This window comes from Embleya sp. AB8 (assembly GCF_049739465.1).
Classification (GTDB): domain Bacteria; phylum Actinomycetota; class Actinomycetes; order Streptomycetales; family Streptomycetaceae; genus Embleya.
Genome location: NZ_JBMHHY010000001.1, coordinates 394,689 through 409,181 on the forward strand (window position 1 = coordinate 394,689; position 14,493 = coordinate 409,181).

A 14,493-nucleotide genomic window follows, 5' to 3' on the forward strand; every position below is an offset into this window, starting at 1 on the left:
TCTCCCGGTAGCGTGCGCTGCCGTCACCCCGTTGGACGGCCCGGACAACGCGCGATGCGACTCCGGACAGTAGTCGACGCGTGGTGGGGGCGATCCGGTCGGCAGAGAAGTCTCGGCCGAGACGGGTCTCGTCTCCTCGAAGGTGGCGTGCCGAACCGGAGTTCGATGCGCGGCGATCGAAGCGACGGAGCCTAGGACTGCTCGGGGGCGTCTTCCGGTTGCACGTCGGGGAGGGGGAAAACCTCGCGCAACAGGCCGGTGGTGACGTCGTAGACGAATCCGCGCACGGTGTTCCCGTGCAGCAGGAACGGCGACCTGCGCACCCGGTTCATCGACTGGCGCACGTCGCCGTCGAGATCGACGAACGCCTCCACCGCCCACTGCGGACGCAGCCCGGTGTCGGCCTCGAGTTCGCGGCGGAAGTCCTCGGTGACGGTGAGCATGCCGCACTGGGTGTGGTGGATCAGCACGACCTGTGTGGTGCCCAGGTGTCGCTGGCTGATGGTCAGCGAGCGCACCACGTCGTCGGTGACCACGCCGCCCGCGTTGCGGATCACATGCGTGTCGCCCAGCTCCAGACCGAGCATCGCGTGCACGTCGAGACGGGCGTCCATGCAGGTGACGACCGCGGTGTGGCGGACCGGCATCGCGGACATGCCGGGGTCGCGGTACCCCTGAGCGTAGAGGCGGTTGGCAGCGACAAGACGATCGACCATGGTCAGGACGTTAGCGATCGCGGGCGGCTTGCGCTTCGTGGGGGGAGTCACACTGTCGATGTGGTGGCGACTTGTCACCATTTCGGGGCTTTGGGTGCTAATCCCGAAATGGGAGGTTCGTACCGGGGGCCCAGGGGTGGAGAGGTGGAAACCCGCGCCCGGTGTAGGGGAGTGGCGTGCGGGGGGCGCGCAATCGGGTGGTTCTTCCCGGGTACCCCTGCTGACCTGGGCTTTTGTTGCCGATGGGAACACAGTGACGCGCCCGAAAAGGGTTGACCGTGGGGTTCGGTGGAGTAGAGTGGCGCGAAATGGAGCCGGACGGCTCCTCGGCGGCCGGAGGTGCTCGATGTTCCTGGGCACCTATGAGCCCCGATTGGACGACAAGGGCCGGCTGATCCTGCCGGCGCGATTTCGGGACGAGCTGGCGGAGGGCCTTGTGATCACCAAGGGGCAGGAACGCTGCCTCTATGTGTGGCCCATCGCGGAGTTCACCCGGATCGCCGAGCAACTGGGTCGGGCGCCGGTGACCGCCAAGGCCACCCGCGACTACATGCGCGTGTTCTACGCGGGCGCCTCCGACGCGGTGCCGGACAAGCAGGGGCGCGTACTGGTGCCGCAGCCGCTGCGCGACTACGCGGGCCTGGACCGGGACAGTCGGGACTGTGTCGTCATCGGTACCAACACCCGGGTCGAGTTGTGGGCGGCGCGGACCTGGCACGACTACCTCGCGGAGCAGGAGCAGTCCTTCGCGGAGTTGTCCGAGGAGGTGCTGCCCGGCCTGAACTGACCGAGGCGGCGACGCCCTCCGGGTGCTTTACTTCCCCGAAGCTCCCGACCTTCCCGAACTCTTCCGAACGCGATCTCGCCCGCGGCGCACCTGCGGCGAGGTCTCCACCCGCTCCGAGCTTTCTGGCACTCCTTCCCCGGTGCCAGAGGTCACTTCCCCAGACGAGCGGGCGGGGACCTGGCGGCATGTTCTCCCGGGCGTTCGCACCCCAGCCTCTAGACTGCGGGTTTCCGCACGACGAAGGGCCCGGAGTGAACGCGACGATGGTGGAGGGGCCGTGACGGCGCCCGCCCACATTCCGGTCCTGCTCGAACGGTGCGTCGAACTGCTCGCCCCCGCGCTGCGGGCGCCCGGTGCGGTCGTGGTGGACGCGACGCTCGGGATGGGCGGACACAGCGAGGCGCTGTTGACCGCCTTCCCCGAGGTACGGCTGATCGGCCTGGATCGCGACCCCGAGGCGCTGGCCCGGTCCGGGGCCCGACTGGCCGGCTTCGGCGAGCGGGCGACGCTCGTGCACGCGATCTACGACGAGCTGCCCGAGGTGTTGGCGCGGCTCGGGATCGACCGGATCGACGGCATCCTGTTCGACCTCGGGGTGTCCTCGCTGCAACTGGACCGGGCCGATCGTGGCTTCGCCTACGCGCAGGACGCGCCGTTGGACATGCGGATGGACCCGACGGTGGGGATCACCGCGGCCGACATCCTGAACACCTATACGGCCGGCGATCTGGCCCGGATCCTGCGCGACTTCGGCGAGGAGCGGTTCGCCCGGCGGGTGGCCGACGCGATCGTGCGCGAGCGGGAGAAGGAGCCGTTCACGAACAGCGCCCGACTGGTGGACATCGTGCGCACGGCGATCCCGGCGGCGACGCGGCGCACCGGCGGCAATCCGGCCAAGCGCACGTTCCAGGCGTTGCGGATCGAGGTCAACGGGGAACTCGCGGTGCTGGAGCGGGCCTTGCCGGCCGCAGTGCGGGCGCTGGCGCTGCACGGGCGGATCGTGGTGATGTCCTACCACTCGCTGGAGGACCGGATGACCAAGCGGGTGCTCGCGGCGGGCGCGGAGAGCAAGGCGCCGCCGGACCTGCCGGTGGTGCCGGAGGACCTCCAGCCTCGACTGCGGTTGCTCACGCGCGGGTCGGAGAAGGCGAGCGAGCGGGAGAACGCGGACAACCCGCGCGCGGCCTCGGTGCGGCTGCGGGCGGCGGAACGGGTGCGGGAAGACCTGTGATTCGAGGCGGCGGACGGGGGAGCCGGCGATGAGCGGCGCGGCGAAGACGATGACCCGGATCCGACTGGCCGCGCACCAGGCCAAGGGGTCCACCCGGGCGTCGTTCGTGGTGCTGGTGGTCGGTCTGCTCGGCGGCGGGTTGTTGTCGCTGCTGCTGCTGAACACCGCGCTCAACCAGGGCTCGTTCGAGCTGGGCCGGCTGCAGAAGCGGCACGACCGGTTGACCGACGACCGCGAGGCGCTGCAACGCGAACTCGACGCCAAGGCGGCGCCGGGCGAACTCGCCCGGCGGGCCCAGGAGATGGGCCTGGTCCCCGGCGGCAGTCCGGTCTTCATCGACCCGGCGACGGGAAAGGTGCTGGGCGTCCCCAAGGCCGCGACGTCGAAGCCGCCGCTGGTCCCCGACGCTCCGGCCGCGCCGCCTGCGGGCGGGGCGCCCGCGGGTGCAGCACCGGCGGCGGGTGGCGGGCCGGCGGCGCCGACCCGGGCCGGGGGCGACCCGGCGGGCGGGCCGGCCGCCGCGGCAGCCGCGTCCGCGGCACCTGCGTCGGCCGCGCCGGCCGGTCCGCCGCCGGCCGCCGGCGAGGCATCGGCCGCACCGACTTCGGCGCCGCCGGACGCGGCCCGTTGATCGGATGCGCCCCGATCCGGTGCGCCCACTCCGCTTCCCGGCCCACTGGGCCGGGCGGGTGGGGCGACGGGGCTCGGCCGCACCGAACGGGCAACCGCACGCACCACCGTCCACGTCGAATTCAGGTGAAGGGACCTCGCGTTGAGCGACGGACGCCGTGAACCCCGTGATCCGCGTGATCCCGACGAGCCGCGTTCGGCCGGGCGGAGCCGGCGGGACGGGGGTGTGGACCCGGCCGCGTCCGGGGAGCGGCGGGCTCGGCCCTCGGGCCGGTCCGGGTCGGCCGATCGGGCCGGGGCCGATCCGCGCCGTGCGCGGTCGGGGGATTCGGCCGCGTCGCGGGAGTCGCGCCCGCGTGCGGCCGAGGGTGAGCGGGCCGAGCCCGGCGTGCGGGCCCCGCGTCCCGGGCGGCCGCGGCGACCGCGGGACGAGGACGTCCCGCCGGTGCGCCGGACCGCGCGACCGGCGGGCTCCGACGGGTCTCGGGCGGGTCGTTCGCGGGCCGAGGACGGTGCGCCCGGGACGTCCGACGGGCGGTCGGCGCGCCCGCGTTCGGGGGACGCGGCGGCGGGTCGGCGCCCGGTTCGACCGCGGCCCGAAGCCGGCGCGGCCGGTGACGCGGCGTCCGGTGGGCGGCCGGCCCGGTCGCGTGCCGGGGACGGGTCGGCCGGCCGGCGCCCGGTTCGGCCGCGTCCCGACGATGCCGCGTCGAGGTCGGGGCGGTCCCGTGCCGGGGACGGCTCGGCGGCGCGGCGGCCGGTTCGGCCGCGTCCGGAAGATGGTGCGGGTTCGGGGCGGTCGCGTGCCGGGGACACCTCCGCGGTGCGGCGTTCGGCTCGGTCCCGCGCGGATGATGGTGCGGGTTCGGCTCGGCCGCGTGCCGGGGACGGCTCGGCGGTGCGGCGGTCGGGTCGGCCGCGCCCCGACGCGGTGCGGGCCGGGCGGTCCCGGGACGAGCGTTCGGGGGTGCGCGGGGCTCGGATTCGGGTTCGGGACGCGCATTCCGGCCGGGCCGGCAAGGGGGTTCATCCGCCTCGGCGGCCGGCCCGGATGGGGGATCCGGGCAAACGCCTGAAGATCGGGCTGGTCGGACTCGGGGTGGTATTGACCCTGTTCGCGGGACGGTTGTTGCAGCTCCAGGCGTTGGACGCGCCCGCCTATGCCGCGCAGGCCGCCGCCAAGCGCACGCAGACGATCAACGTCCCCGCCGAGCGTGGCGCGCTCACCGATGCCACCGGGGTCGCGCTGGCCAAGTCGGTGGACGCCTTCGACGTGACCGCCGATCCGACCCAGGTGCAGAAGTACGATCCGCGCGCCACCGCCCTCGCCCTCGCGCCACTCGTGAACGGCGACCCGGTCGCGATCGAGGCGAAGTTGCGTACCCCCAAGTCGCGTTACGTGGTGCTCGCCCCCCAGGTCGATCCGGCGGTGTGGAACACCATCCGCCAGGCCCAGAAGGATCTGGGCAAGGTGCGCCGGAACGACCTGGTCGGCATCTATTCGGACAAGCACAGCAAGCGGGTCTATCCGGCCGGCCCGGTCGGCGCCAACCTGGTCGGCTTCGTCAACGCCACCGGCCACGGCGGCGGCGGCCTGGAGATGACCCTGGACGGCAAGCTGGCCGGCCAGGACGGGCGGACCACCCAGGAGATGGTCTACGGCCGCCGGGTGCCCACCTCCGACCTCACCGGGAAGCAGGCCGTGCCCGGGTCCGATGTGCAGCTGACCGTCTCCCGTGACCTCCAGTGGTACGCCGAGCAGTTGATCGCCGCCAAGGTCGCCGAGACCAAGTCCGAGTCCGGCACCGTGGTGGTCCAGGACGTACGTACCGGGCAGTTGCTCGCGATGGCCACGGCACCCGGCTACGACCCCAACCACATCGGCCCGGGCGACGTGCACAATCTGGGCAACCGGGCGGTCGAGGAGGCCTACGAACCGGGCAGCACCGGCAAGGTGATGACGATGGCCGCGGTGATCCAGGAGGGCAAGGCCACCCCCGCGACACACGTGACCGTACCGAACCGACTGGCCCGCGCCGACCAGCTGTTCAAGGACGAGCACGACCACCCCACCCAGCAGCTCACCCTGGCCGGCGTACTGGCCAAGTCCAGCAACATCGGCACCATCCTGACCTCCGAGACGCTCTCGCCCAACCGCGCCGAGGCCAACGCCAAGCTGTACGACTACCTGACCCGATTCGGCGTCGGGCAGCCCTCCGGGCTGAAGTTCCCGGGCGAGACGCCGGGCATCCTGGCCCAGCCGCAGAAGTGGGACGGCTCGCAGCAGTACACGATTCCCTTCGGCCAGGGCCTGTCGGTCAACTCGGTACAGGCCACCTCGGTCTTCCAGACCATCGCCAACGGCGGCGTGCGGATCGAGCCCAGCCTGGTCAAGGGCAGCACCGACCCGGACGGGAAGTTCAAGCCCGCCGCACCGCCCAAGTCGAACCTGGTGGTCAGCCCGGAGACCGCCCGCCAGGTCACCGACATGCTCGAGACGGTGGTCGCCGACGACGGCGGCACCGGCAAGAACGGCCGGATCCCCGGTTACCGGGTCGCGGGCAAGACCGGCACCGCCAACCGGTTCGACCCCAAGACCGGCCGCTACAACGGCTACACCACCTCCTTCATCGGCTTCGCCCCGGCGGACAACCCGCAGGTCGTGGTGTCCGTGACGCTCCAGGCGCCGGGCATCGACGGCGGCGGCGGCAGCCTGTGCGCACCGGTGTTCCAACAGGTGATGACATTTGCCCTGCAGAGCCGCCGGATCGCCCCCAGCGGCAGCGCGCCGCTCGATCTCCCGATCGAGTGGTGAGGCCGGCGGCGACGAGTCGACCGGCCAAAGCGCGGTAGCCTGCCCGCCGTGCGTTCGTCGGCTTCGCCCCGGCGGATGATCCGTGCGTGGTGGCGTCGGTGGCGCTCCGGGCGCCGGGAATCGACGACGCCGGCAGCCGGTGCGATCGTGCTCGGTGATCCGGTGGTGAGGCCGGCGGCGACGAGTCGACCGGCCAAAGCGCGGTAGCCTGCCCGCCGTGCCCAACCGTGATCTGCGCCGCCCAGCCGAGGTGCGCCCCCAACCGCTGACCGGCCTGGCCGGGTTCGTCCGTGTCCCCCTGACGGGGGCCCCGAGCGACCCGGAGGCGATGCTCACCGGCGTCACCCACGACTCGCGGGCCGTACGCCCGGGGGATCTTTACGCGGGGCTGCTCGGTGAGCACGTACACGGCGCCACGTTCGCGGCGCAGGCCGCGCGCGCGGGCGCGGTGGCGCTGCTGACCGACCCGGCGGGCGCCGAACTGGCCGCGGACAGCGGGCTGCCCACCCTCGTGGTGGACGATCCGCGCGGCCGACTGGGTGAGATCGCCGCGTGGGTCTACGGGCGGCCCGCGAGCGGGTTGTTGATGTTCGGGGTCACCGGCACCAACGGCAAGACCACCACCGCCTACCTGCTCGACGGCGGGCTGCGCGCGCACGGCGACACCACCGGGGTGATCGGCACGGTGGAGACCCGGATCGGCGAGGAGGTGGTGCCCAGCGTGCGCACCACCCCCGAGGCCACCGACGTACAGGCGCTGCTCGCCTCGATGGGCGAGAACGGGGTCACCGCGGCGGTGATGGAGGTCTCCAGCCACGCGCTCGCGCTGGGCCGGGTCGACGGCACCGTGTACGACGTCGCGCTGTTCACCAACCTGTCCCAGGACCACCTGGACTTCCATCCCTCGATGGAGGAGTACTTCGCGACCAAGGCCGACCTGTTCACCCCCGCTCGGTCGCGGGCCGGGGTGATCGACGTGGACGACGCCTACGGCCGCCGGCTGGCCGCGCTGGCGAGCGTGCCGGTGGTCACCGTGTCGGCGGCGGGCGCCGCGGACGCCGACTGGCGGGCGGAGAACGTCGACCTGGGCCCGGACGGCAGCCGGTTCACCGTGGTCGGCCCGGACGGGCTCGAGGCGGACGCGTCGGTGCGCCTGGCCGGCCCGTTCAACGTGTCCAACGCGCTCCTTGCGATCGTCGCGCTGACCGTCGGCGGCATCCCGCTCGCCGACGCGGTCGCGGGTGTGGGTCGCACCCCGGGCGTGCCCGGCCGGATGGAGCGGGTCGACGCCGGCCAGCCGTTCCTGGCCGTGGTCGACTTCGCGCACACCCCGGACGCGGTCGACACGCTGTTGCGCGCGCTGCGCCCGGTGACCACCGGCGCGCTGACCGTGGTGCTCGGCGCGGGTGGCGACCGGGACCGGGCCAAGCGCCCGCTGATGGCCGCCGCCGCGGTCGAGCTGGCCGACCGGGTGGTGCTGACCAGCGACAACCCGCGCTCGGAGGACCCGTTGGCGATCCTGGACGAGATGTTGGTCGGCACCCGCGACCGGGCCGAGCCGCACGGCGAGGTGCTGGTCGAGCCGGACCGGGTCGCGGCGATCGTGCTCGCGGTGGAGCGCGCGCGGCCCGGCGATACGGTCGTGGTCGCGGGCAAGGGCCACGAGCAGGGCCAGGAGTTCGCGAACGGCGTCAAACACCCCTTCGACGACCGGGTCGAACTGCGTACGGCGTTGACCAGAACCATGCGCGGCGGCCCGGCGTCCCCGAAGCAGTCCGACGATGCGAGGATCGTGGCTCCCGCACCATCAACGCACACCCCGACGTCCGAGACCCCGACCCCAGGCGTCCCGGCGACCGGCACCTCGCGTGCCGAGGAGACGAACCAGTGATTTCCACCACTCTTGCCGAGATCGCCAACGCTCTCGGAGGGCGATTGGCGGGCGGCGCGGATCCGGCCGCGCGCATCACCGCCGAGGTGGTCGTGGACTCCCGCAAGGTCGGCCCCGGCACGCTGTTCGCGGCCGTGCGCGGCGAGCGCGTCGACGGGCACGACTACGCGCGCGCCGCGATCGAGGCCGGCGCCGTCGCGGTGCTCGCCGAGCGCGACACCGGCACCCCGGCGATCGTGGTCGACGACGTGATCCGCGGCCTGGGCGCCCTCGCCCGGCTGATCACCGACCGACTGAGCGACACCACGGTGATCGCGCTGACCGGGTCCTGCGGCAAGACGAGCACCAAGGACCTGCTCGGCCAGGTGCTCGCCCACATGGGCCCGACGATCGCGCCGAGCGGCAACTTCAACACCGAGATCGGCCTGCCGCTGACCGTGCTCGGGGTGACCGAGGACACCCGGTACCTGGTCGCCGAGATGGGCGCACGCCACATCGGCGACATCGCCTACCTGTGCACGATCACCCCGCCCCGGATCGGCCTGGTGCTCAACGTCGGCTCCGCGCACGTGGGCGAGTTCGGCGGCCGCGAGGGCATCGCCCGGGCCAAGGGCGAACTGGTCGAGGCGCTGCCCGCGGACGGGGTGGCCGTGCTCAACCAGGACGATCCGCTGGTGCGCGCGATGGCCGAGCGCACCCGGGCCCGGGTGGTCACCTTCGGGGAGAGCGCGAAGGCCGACGTGCGGGCCGAGGACGTGACCCTCGACGCGCAGGGCCGCGCCTCGTTCACGTTGTGCGTACCGGAGGGCAGTGCGCCGGTGATCTTGCGCCTGTACGGTGAGCACCACGTGGCGAACGCTCTCGCGTGTGCCGCGGTGGCACGCGAAGTGGGCATGACCGTGGAGGACATCGCGGCGGCCCTCGGCGCGGCCGGTACGATCTCCCGCTGGCGGATGGAAGTGACCCGCAGGGACGACGGGGTGACCGTCGTCAACGACGCGTACAACGCCAACCCCGAGTCGATGCGAGCCGCCCTCAAGGCGCTCGTCGCGATGGCGGGCGGCAAGCGGACGTTCGCCGTGCTGGGTGAGATGCGGGAGTTGGGCGAGACGTCGCTGACCGAGCACGACGCGATCGGGCGACTCGCGGTACGCCTGAACATCCACAAGCTGGTGGCCGTGGGCGGCAGGGAGGCCGCCTGGATCGACATGGGCGCGAAGAACGAGGGTTCGTGGGGTGAGGAGTCGGTGCTGGTGCCCGACGTAGAGGCGGCCGTCGAACTACTCCGGGGCGAACTGGCCCCGGGCGACGTCGTACTGGTGAAGGCCTCCCGAGGGGTGGCCCTGGAACGGCTCGCGGACGCGCTGTTGGCGGACGCGGCCGGGGACGACGTGAGCAACGCGGAGGTGCACGGGTGAGGGCGATCCTCATCGCCGGCGGCATCGCCCTGGTGTTGTCGCTGATCGGTACGCCGCTCGCGATCCGGATCCTGGTCAAGCGCGGCTACGGCCAGCTGATCCGGGACGACGGTCCGGCCGGACACCACAGCAAGCGCGGTACGCCCACGATGGGCGGCGCGGTGATCATCCTGGCCGCGCTCGTCGGCTACGGTTCGGCCAAGGCGATCACGCTGGAGACCCCGAGCGCGTCCGCGCTGCTCGTGCTCTACCTGATGGCGGGCCTGGGACTGGTCGGCTTCGTGGACGACTTCATCAAGATCGTCAAGCAGCGCAGCCTGGGGCTTCGGGCCAAGGCCAAACTGGCCGGACAGTCCTTCGTGGGCATCTCGTTCGCGCTGCTCGCGATCCAGTTCAAGGACGCGCGCGGGTTCACCCCCGCGTCCACCCACCTGTCCTTCGTGCAGGACACCGCGCTGGACCTGACGCCGGTGTTCTTCGTGATCTGGGCCTACATCCTGATCGCCGGCCACTCCAACGGCGTCAACCTCACCGACGGTCTGGACGGCCTGGCCACCGGCGCCTCGGTGATCGTCTTCGGCGCGTACACCTTCATCGGGGTCTGGCAGTACGGCCAGTCCTGCCTGAACGCCCCCGGCGTGGGCTGTTACGACGTGCGCGATCCGCTGGACCTGGCGATCGTGTCCGCGGCGATGATGGGCTCGTGTTTCGGCTTCCTGTGGTGGAACACCTCGCCGGCCAAGATCTTCATGGGCGACACCGGATCGCTCGCCCTCGGCGGCGCGCTCGCGGGTCTGGCCATCCTGACCCGCACCGAACTGCTGTCCGCGCTCATCGGCGGCCTGTTCCTGATCATCTCGCTCTCGGTGATCATCCAGGTCGGCTACTTCAAGATGACCGGCAAACGGGTGTTCAAAATGGCGCCGCTCCAGCACCATTTCGAACTCAAGGGGTGGACCGAAGTACTCATCGTGGTTCGGTTCTGGATCATCGCCGGCCTGTGCGCCATTCTCGGGATCGGCATCTTCTACGCGGGCTGGGTTACGGGAACGTAAAGAGACGTGAGTACCAAAGACCTGAGCACCTTCACTCATCACGGCGCGCCGTGGGCCGAGTTGTCGTTCTGCGTCGCGGGCACCGGGGTCACCGGCGCGTCCGCCGCGCGGGCGCTGCACGGCCTGGGCGCGCGCGTGGTGGCCATCGACGGCTCCGCCGACGACAACGCCCGGCGGCGCGCCGAGGAGTTGGGCGCGCTCGGCATCGAGGTGCGCCTGGGCGACGACGAGACGCTGCCCGGCGGCGTGGACGTGCTGATCGCCTCGCCCGGACTGCGGCCCACCAAGCCGCTGTTCGCCGCCGCGCGCGCGGCCGGCGTGCCGGTGTGGGGGGACGTGGAGCTGGCCTGGCGGCTGCGCCCGAGGGTGAACCCCGCGCCGTGGCTGGCGATCACCGGGACCAACGGCAAGACCACCACCGTGCGGATGCTCGCCTCGATCCTGGAGGCGTCCGGCAAGCGGGTCGCGGCGGCGGGCAATGTCGGGACACCCGTGGTGGACGCGGTGCTGGCCCGGGACGGGGACGGCGAACCGGCCTACGACGTGCTGGCGTTGGAGTTGTCCAGCTTCCAGCTGCACTGGTTGCCGACCTGGGAGGAAAGCCCCAAGGACGACGCCGGCGCGCCGCGGATGTTGGCCGCCGCGGTGCTCAACATCGCCCCCGACCACCTGGACTGGCACGGCTCGCCGGAGGCCTACGCCGCCGACAAGGGCCGGATCTACGGCGGTTGCCAGATCGCCTGCGTGTACAACCTGGCCGACCCGCAGACCGAACAGCTCGTGCACGAGGCCGAGGTCGAGGAGGGCTGCCGGGCGGTCGGCTTCGGGCTCGGCCCGCCGGGCCTGTCGAACTTCGGCGTGGTCGACGACCTGCTCGCCGACCGGGCGTTCGTGCCCGACCGGCACAGCACGGCCGCCGAACTGGCCACCGTGGGCGAGGTGAACCCGCCCGCGCCGCACAACGTGGCCAACGCGCTGGCCGCCGCCGCGCTGGCCCGCGCCTACGGCGTGGCGCCGGTGGCGGTGCGCGACGGGCTGCGCGCGTTCCGCCCGGACGCGCACCGCATCGCGCACGTGGCCACCGTGGCGGGCGTCGACTACGTGGACGACTCCAAGGCCACCAACGGGCACGCCGCGGCCGCCTCGTTGGCCGCCTACCGGGACATCGTGTGGATCGCCGGCGGCCTGGCCAAGGGGGCCTCCTTCGACGACCTGGTCTCCGGTGCCAAGAACCGGCTGCGCGCGGTGGTGCTGCTCGGCGCCGACCGCGCGGTGATTCGCGACGCGCTCGCGCGACACGCCCCCGATGTCCCCGTGGTGGAGGTCGCCGCGACCGACACTGGGGCGATGGAACTGGTGGTGGCACAGGCCGCGGCGCTGGCCCGGCCGGGGGACACCGTGCTGCTCGCGCCCGCGTGCGCGTCGATGGACATGTACGCCAACTACGGAAAGCGCGGCGACGCGTTCGCCGACGCGGTCCGCGGCCTCGATCCAGCGGCCGGCTGACCGCTCCCGCGATGGCCGCCGGTCCGCACACTCGCGAAGCCCGCCCCGCGCCCCCCGCCGACCAGCGGCGGCCGCGCGGTGGTGCTGCCGTGCGGCCCGCGCCGCGCCCCGCCGCGGCGCGGCGCCCGGTCGGACCGGTGCGCCGCGAACTGCGCCGGGCCCTGGCCAGTCCGCTGACCGCCTACTACCTGCTGCTCGGCTCGGGGCTGCTGCTCACCGTGCTCGGCCTGGTGATGGTGTTGTCCGCGTCGCAGATCACCTCGCGGACCATCTACGGCTCCTTCGACGAGATCTTCAGCAAGCAGCTGATCGCGGTCGCCATAGGGTTCCCGCTGATGTGGATCGCGTCACGTCTGCCGCTGCGCTGGTATCGCCGGCTCGCCTATCCGTTCCTGCTGTGCTGCGTCGTCGCGTTGTGCCTGGTGATGGTGCCCGGCGTGGGGATACAGGTCAACGGCAACCGCAACTGGATCGGCCTCGGCTCGTTCCAACTCCAGCCCTCCGAGTTCGCCAAGCTGGCCCTGGTGTTGTGGGGGGCCGACGTGCTCACCCGCAAGCGCCGGTTGCTGGGCCAGTGGCGGCACATGTTCGTACCGCTGCTGCCCGGCGCGCTGGTCATCCTGTTCCTGGTGCTGGTCGGCGGCGACATGGGCACCGCGATGATCATCACCGTCCTGGTGCTCGCGCTGCTTTGGATCGCCGGTGCGCCGGGCCGATTGTTCGCGCTCGCAATCGCCGTGGTGAGCGTGCTGGCCACCGTGCTGATTGTGCTGAAACCACACCGGGCGGCCCGGTTCGTGGGATTCCTGGACCCGTTCGCCGACCCCAACGGCAGCACGTTGCAGGCGGCCCAGGGCATCTACTCGCTCGCCACGGGTGGTTGGTTCGGCAGCGGTATCGGGACGAGTTATGGCAAATGGGGCACATTGCCCGAGGCGCACACAGACTTCATCTTCGCCGTCATCGGCGAGGAATTGGGTCTGGTGGGGACGCTGTCCGTACTCACCCTCTTCGCGGCCCTAGGCTATGCAGGTATCCGCGTCGCGAGCCGCACGAAAGACCAGTTCGTACGACTCGCCGCGGGAGGCGCGACCGCGTGGATCATGGCCCAGGTCATGATCAACGTCGGGGCGGTGCTCGGCCTGCTGCCGATCGCCGGAGTGCCGTTGCCATTGGTGTCCTACGGAGGTTCCGCCCTGCTTCCGACCATGTTCGCCGTGGGCATGCTGTTGTCCTTCGCCCGAGGTGAACCAAAGGCCGAGGCGGCGCTCGCCGCACGCGGGCCCGGGGCGGTTCGTCGAGCGTTCGCGCGGATCCTGCCGCGCAGGGATGGGTGAATCAGGTGCATGTCGTCCTTGCCGGCGGGGGAACCGCCGGGCACATCGAGCCCGCTCTGGCATTGGCGGACGCGCTGCGCCGCCAGAACCCGAATGTGGGGATCACGGCGCTCGGCACGGCCAAGGGCCTGGAGACCAAGCTCGTTCCCGCTCGCGGCTACGAACTCGCGTTGATCCCGGCCGTGCCGTTGCCGCGCAAGCCCACGCCCGAGCTGATGACCGTGCCCGGCCGGCTGCGCGGCACCATCCGCGAGGCCGCGGCGGTGCTCGAGCGGACCAACGCGTCCTGCCTGGTCGGCTTCGGCGGCTACGTCGCGCTGCCGGGCTACCTGGCGGCCAAGCGCCAGGGCGTGCCGACCGTGGTGCACGAGGCCAACGCCCGGCCGGGCCTGGCCAACAAGATCGGCGCCCGATACACCCGATTCGTCGCGGTGAGCACCCCGGACAGCAAGCTGCGCGGCGCGCGCTACATCGGCATCCCGCTGCGCCGCGCGATCGCCACGCTGGACCGCGACGCGCTGCGCGACGAGGCCCGCGCGATGTTCGGCCTGGACCCGATGCGGCCCACACTGCTGGTGTTCGGCGGCTCGCAGGGCGCGCGGCGGCTGAACGAGACGCTGGCCGCGACCGCCCGGCAACTGCTCGCCGAGGGCGTCCAGGTGCTGCACGCGGCCGGGCCCAACAACGAGCTCAGGATCGACTCGCCGCCCGGCGGCCCGGCCTATGTCGTGGTGCCCTACCTCGACCGGATGGACCTGGCCTACGCGGCGGCCGACATGGTGTTGTGCCGAGCCGGTGCGATGACCTGCGCCGAATTGGCCGCGGTCGGGCTGCCCGCGGCCTACGTACCGCTGCCGATCGGCAACGGCGAGCAGCGGCTGAACGCGCAGCCCGTGGTCAAGGCGGGCGGCGGCCTGCTGGTCGACGACGCCGACCTGACCCCGGACTGGATCCGCTCGTCGGTGCTGCCCGTGCTCACCGACGCACGCCGGCTGCACGACATGGGCAAGGCGGCGGCCGAGTTCGGCCGGCGCGACGCCGACGAGGAACTGGTCCGGATGGTCCACGAGGCGATCGCCGCCGCGCGGTTGCCCCAGTAACCGCCGG

11 protein-coding genes are annotated in these 14,493 nt (G+C 72.3%); 10 read left to right on the top strand and 1 reads right to left on the bottom strand.

Features of this window, described 5'->3' with window-relative positions; translation table 11 throughout:
• Positions 1-191: 191 nt before the first annotated feature.
• Positions 192-716: a beta-class carbonic anhydrase gene (locus ABIA38_RS01655; RefSeq protein ID WP_424636524.1), complete on the bottom strand. Its 525-nt coding sequence runs from the start codon at positions 714-716 to the stop codon at positions 192-194.
• A gap of 346 nt (positions 717-1,062) precedes the next feature.
• Here ABIA38_RS01655 and mraZ point away from each other — a divergent pair, with 346 nt between their 5' ends.
• The 10 genes from mraZ (at position 1,063) to murG (ending at position 14,486) form a co-directional block, all read left to right on the top strand.
• Positions 1,063-1,503, top strand: a complete 441-nt coding sequence (gene mraZ / locus ABIA38_RS01660; RefSeq protein WP_424636525.1) for a division/cell wall cluster transcriptional repressor MraZ — start codon at positions 1,063-1,065, stop codon at positions 1,501-1,503.
• Positions 1,504-1,780: 277 nt separating this feature from the next.
• Positions 1,781-2,734, top strand: a complete 954-nt coding sequence (rsmH, locus tag ABIA38_RS01665) for a 16S rRNA (cytosine(1402)-N(4))-methyltransferase RsmH (RefSeq protein WP_424636526.1) — start codon at positions 1,781-1,783, stop codon at positions 2,732-2,734.
• 28 nt (positions 2,735-2,762) lie between these two features.
• On the top strand, positions 2,763-3,365 hold the full coding sequence (locus ABIA38_RS01670; protein WP_424636527.1) for a hypothetical protein: 603 nt from the start codon (positions 2,763-2,765) through the stop codon (positions 3,363-3,365).
• Between the two features lie 966 nt (positions 3,366-4,331).
• Positions 4,332-6,179, top strand: coding sequence for a peptidoglycan D,D-transpeptidase FtsI family protein (locus ABIA38_RS01675; protein ID WP_424636528.1), 1,848 nt, complete (start codon positions 4,332-4,334; stop codon positions 6,177-6,179).
• A 217-nt stretch (positions 6,180-6,396) separates the two neighbouring features.
• Positions 6,397-8,070 (top strand): UDP-N-acetylmuramoyl-L-alanyl-D-glutamate--2,6-diaminopimelate ligase, encoded by a 1,674-nt coding sequence (locus ABIA38_RS01680; protein WP_424636529.1) that lies wholly within the window; start codon positions 6,397-6,399, stop codon positions 8,068-8,070.
• A complete protein-coding gene (locus ABIA38_RS01685; RefSeq protein ID WP_424636530.1) occupies positions 8,067-9,488 on the top strand; it encodes a UDP-N-acetylmuramoyl-tripeptide--D-alanyl-D-alanine ligase in 1,422 nt (473 codons plus the stop codon). Before ABIA38_RS01680 ends, ABIA38_RS01685 begins: the two co-directional genes overlap by 4 nt.
• Positions 9,485-10,543, top strand: coding sequence for a phospho-N-acetylmuramoyl-pentapeptide-transferase (gene mraY, locus ABIA38_RS01690; protein WP_424636531.1), 1,059 nt, complete (start codon positions 9,485-9,487; stop codon positions 10,541-10,543). Before ABIA38_RS01685 ends, mraY begins: the two co-directional genes overlap by 4 nt.
• A 6-nt stretch (positions 10,544-10,549) precedes the next feature.
• Positions 10,550-12,049, top strand: coding sequence for a UDP-N-acetylmuramoyl-L-alanine--D-glutamate ligase (gene murD, locus ABIA38_RS01695; protein ID WP_424636532.1), 1,500 nt, complete (start codon positions 10,550-10,552; stop codon positions 12,047-12,049).
• Between the two features lie 11 nt (positions 12,050-12,060).
• Positions 12,061-13,386 carry a putative lipid II flippase FtsW gene (gene ftsW, locus ABIA38_RS01700; RefSeq protein ID WP_424636533.1) on the top strand — a complete coding sequence of 442 codons (1,326 nt, stop codon included), beginning with the start codon at positions 12,061-12,063 and terminating at the stop codon, positions 13,384-13,386.
• A gap of 5 nt (positions 13,387-13,391) precedes the next feature.
• Positions 13,392-14,486, top strand: coding sequence for an undecaprenyldiphospho-muramoylpentapeptide beta-N-acetylglucosaminyltransferase (gene murG, locus ABIA38_RS01705; RefSeq protein WP_424636534.1), 1,095 nt, complete (start codon positions 13,392-13,394; stop codon positions 14,484-14,486).
• Positions 14,487-14,493: the final 7 nt, after the last annotated feature.